At 65.9% G+C, this 3,532-nt stretch carries 5 protein-coding genes; 2 read left to right on the top strand and 3 right to left on the bottom strand.

Features of this window, described 5'->3' with window-relative positions; translation table 11 throughout:
- Both AC5E6L_RS14775 and AC5E6L_RS14770 read left to right on the top strand, forming a co-directional pair.
- Nucleotides 1-364, top strand: a 364-nt coding sequence (locus AC5E6L_RS14775) for an EamA family transporter (RefSeq protein ID WP_491774311.1), incomplete at its 5' end; no start/stop codon positions are given.
- A gap of 97 nt (nt 365-461) precedes the next feature.
- Nucleotides 462-947, top strand: a complete 486-nt coding sequence (locus AC5E6L_RS14770) for a methyltransferase family protein (protein WP_491774309.1) — start codon at nt 462-464, stop codon at nt 945-947.
- Between the two features lie 14 nt (nt 948-961).
- Here AC5E6L_RS14770 and AC5E6L_RS14765 read toward each other — a convergent pair whose 3' ends face one another.
- The 3 genes from AC5E6L_RS14765 to yidD all read right to left on the bottom strand — a co-directional run bounded on the left by AC5E6L_RS14765 (nt 962) and on the right by yidD (nt 3,469).
- Nucleotides 962-1,348, bottom strand: a complete 387-nt coding sequence (locus AC5E6L_RS14765) for a MerR family transcriptional regulator (RefSeq protein WP_491774307.1) — start codon at nt 1,346-1,348, stop codon at nt 962-964.
- A gap of 99 nt (nt 1,349-1,447) precedes the next feature.
- Complete coding sequence (mgtE, locus tag AC5E6L_RS14760) at nt 1,448-2,851, bottom strand: magnesium transporter (RefSeq protein WP_491774305.1); 1,404 nt, start codon at nt 2,849-2,851, stop codon at nt 1,448-1,450.
- A 276-nt stretch (nt 2,852-3,127) separates the two neighbouring features.
- Nucleotides 3,128-3,469 (bottom strand): membrane protein insertion efficiency factor YidD, encoded by a 342-nt coding sequence (gene yidD / locus AC5E6L_RS14755; RefSeq protein WP_491774313.1) that lies wholly within the window; start codon nt 3,467-3,469, stop codon nt 3,128-3,130.
- Nucleotides 3,470-3,532 lie beyond the last annotated feature (63 nt).

Here is a 3,532-nt window from a genome sequence, read left to right as displayed (position 1 = left end):
GCTCGCCTTCCTGACGCTCTGCATCAGCGCGGTCATCCTGATCTGCGCCGCCCTGATCGTCGACGGCGTGCCGGACGTCATGCCCGACCGGAACGCCCTTTGGGCGCTGATCTTTCTGGGCGCGTTTCCGACGGGTCTGGCCTATGTGATGCGCTACCAGCTTATCAGGACGATCGGCTTTTCCACCTTCGCGCTGTCGATCTACATGCTTCCGCCCTTCGGCGTGCTGCTCGGCTTCCTGTTGCTTGGCGAAGAGCTACAACTCAAGGTAGCCGTCGCGCTGGCGTTGATCGTGTTAGGGCTCTACTGCGCCCGGCGCGGCAGCGGGGCAGCCAGCAGGCCGGGAGACACGCCTGCGCCATGACGATCGATCCGGGCCTTGCGCAAACCGATCTTGAGACCGCCGCGATCATCGCGCAATGTGCGTTCGAGGCCGGCATGACCGGCAACGGGACCAGCCGATGACAGACCGCTCCCATCCCGAGGACTGCCCGAGCACGATCCCCTGGCCGCCGATCCTGCTGATCGGCTTTGTCGGGCTGGGATTTGCCCTTGAACGGCTCGTGCCGCTCGGGCGGCCCGCCGGCGCGATGGGCGACCTGCTTGCCGGGCTCGGAGCCGTGATCGTCATCGTCGCGCTGCTCGTCGATATCGCCGCCATGCGCACCATGGCCGCGGCCAGGACGACAATCCTGCCGCACAGGCGCGCCGAGCGCCTCGTCACCGGAGGTATCTTCCGGTTCAGCCGCAACCCGATCTATCTGGCCAACATGATGCTGATCGCCGGGCTCGGCCTGTTCGTCGGCAATTGGTGGCTTGTGCTGCTCGCGCCCCTTGACGGTCTGGCGACGCGCAAGCTGGCCATCGAGCGCGAGGAGGCGCATCTGGAAGCGCGCTTCGGCAAGACCTATCGCGACTATACGAAGACGGTGAACCGCTGGCTGTGACAGGTTGGGGCCGTTCAGGACGCAACGCGCAGTTCGGCCAGCCGGTTGACGCAATTCTCCTCGACCTGGTCGAGTTCGGCCAGCGTGTCCTCGATGTCCTTGCGCTTCTGGCGCAGTTCGGCGCGCTTTTCGTCGACGCGCGCGATGATCGCGCGCATCTGGCCCGCCTCGCCCGGCTCCTCGCGGTACATCTGGATGATTTCGCGGATCTCGGCGATCGAAAAGCCCAGCCGCTTGCCGCGCATGATCTGCTTGATCAGATGCCGGTCGCCGGGCCGGAACAGCCGGGTCCTGCCGCGCCGGACGGGTGAGATCAGCCCCTCGTCCTCATAGAAACGAAGCGTTCGCGTCGAGACGCCGAACTCGCGCGTCAGTTCGGTGATCGTGTAGAATTCGCGCATCCGCTTTCCGGGCGCGGACGCGCACCGGCTCCTGATTTCAATCGATACAGTTTAAAAACTCTTACGTAAAAGTCAATTTTCGGAAGGTCTCCCCGCCGGTCAGATGCCGAACCATATCGCGGCCAGGCCCAAAAAGGCAAAGAAGCCGACCACATCGGTCACCGTCGTCACGAACACGCTGGACGCCACCGCCGGATCGGCGCCGAGCCTGTCGAGAATCAGCGGCACGAAGATGCCGGCGAACGCCGCCGACAGCATGTTGATGACCATGGCCATGGCGATGACGATGCCCAGGCCCGGCGTCCAGAACCACAGCGAGGCGACGATGCCGATCATCAGGGCGAAGACCGCGCCGTTGAGCAGGCCCACCAGCAGTTCGCGGCGGATGGTGCGGCCCGCATTGTAGATGTCCAGATCGCGCGTGGCGAGCGCGCGCACGGTCACGGTCATGGTCTGCGTGCCGGCATTGCCGCCCATCGAGGCGACGATCGGCATCAGAACGGCCAGCGCCACCATCTGCTCGATGGTCGCATCGAACAGCCCGATTACCGCCGAAGCCAGGATCGCGGTGCCCAGATTGACGGTCAGCCAGGTCCAGCGCCCCTTGGCCGTGTCGATGACGCTGTCCGACAGCTCCTCGTCGCCGACGCCGCCCAGGCGCAAAATGTCCTCTTCCGCCTCCTCGTGAATGACGTCGACCACGTCGTCGATGGTTAAAACGCCGACAAGGCGCTCGTTCTCGTCGACGACGGCCGCCGACAGCAGGTCGTAGCGCTCGAAGATCTTGGCCGCCTCCTCCTGGTCCATCTCGGCGGGAACGGCATGGCGCGTCTCGCGCATGATGTCCTCGATGGGCGCCGCGCGCTGCTCGCGCAGGATGCGGTCGAGGTCGACGGCGCCCACGAGCCGGAAGGTCGGGTCGATCACGAAGATCTGGCTGAACCGGTCCGGCAGGTCGGCATTGTCGCGCAGATAGTCGATCGTCTGCCCCACGTTCCAGTAGGGCGGCACGGCGACGAACTCGGCCTGCATGCGCCGGCCCGCGCTGTCCTCGGGACAGTCGAGCGCGCGGCGCAGGCGGATGCGCTCGGTGAACGGGATGCGCGCGAGGATGTCGGCCTGCTCGCCCTCGTCCATGTCTTCGAGGATGTAGACCGCATCGTCGCTGTCCAGTTCCTGAAGGGCGAGCGCGATCTGCTCGTTGGGCAGGACGGTGACGATCTCCAGCCGGATCGCCTCGTCCACATGGGTCAGCGCCGAATAGTCGAAATGGTCGCCAAGGAGCGCGACCAGTTCCTGCCGTTCGGCCGGCTCCAGCGCCGCGATCAGGTCGGCCAGTTCCGATTCGTGCAGCGGCGCGGTCAGTTCGGCGAGCGGGGTCATGTCCCCAAGGGTCAGCGCGGCGGTCACCCGGTCGAGAAAATCGGGCAGGATCATGCCGCCCTCGGCGTAAACGGCCGGACCGACCGGCTCGGACGATGTCGTCTGTTCTTGACTGGCCATGCCGGGCCGCTCCGCTTGTCGGGCCTTGTCCTTGCGCGGGAAGAACGGGCCGCGACGCCCCGTCATGCGGATGCTCTCGTGTGGTGGATTTGAAGTTCGCTACAGTGTTCGCGGCACGCTCCTGAACGCACTTCAAATCCATAAACCACACCAGAATCAAAGACCTGCTCGTGTCCTGATCGAATCTGAAGTTCGTACGGAGCATGCCGCGTAACGAAGCGAACTTCAGATTCGGGACACTAGCCGCTTCGCGCGCAAATAGAAACGATGCTTGGGCTATGGCCCTCCCTTGTCTCGGCGGCGCAGGGCCGCAAGCGGACCGGCCACCGTTTCGGGCACGTTGTCGATGCCCGACGTGCCCAGTGGTCCGCACCGCCCGACCCGCCGCGCCGTCAGGATCGCGCCGGTCAGGAGCCCGTGGCGCGCGATCGCCTCATAGCCATATTCCGAGCAGGTGGGCAGGTGCCGGCAGGTGTTGCCGACAAAGCCCGAAAGGGTGAGCTGATAGAGCCGGATCAGCGACGTTCCGAGCAGCCGGCCGGGTGTCTTCGGCCACCGCCCCTGCCAGTTGCGCGTCGGCGGCGCCTTGAGGCGCGCATCGCGCCGGCCCGCGCGCATGGTCAGGCCGCGCTCGCCCGCGCCGCGATCGGCCCCACCGTGTTCGACCGCATCCTGGCCGTC

The sequence above is a fragment of the Roseitalea sp. genome (assembly GCF_984466335.1).
The sequence above is the reverse complement of the archived record's forward strand: the minus strand, read 5'-3'. Positions and strand labels throughout refer to the sequence as shown.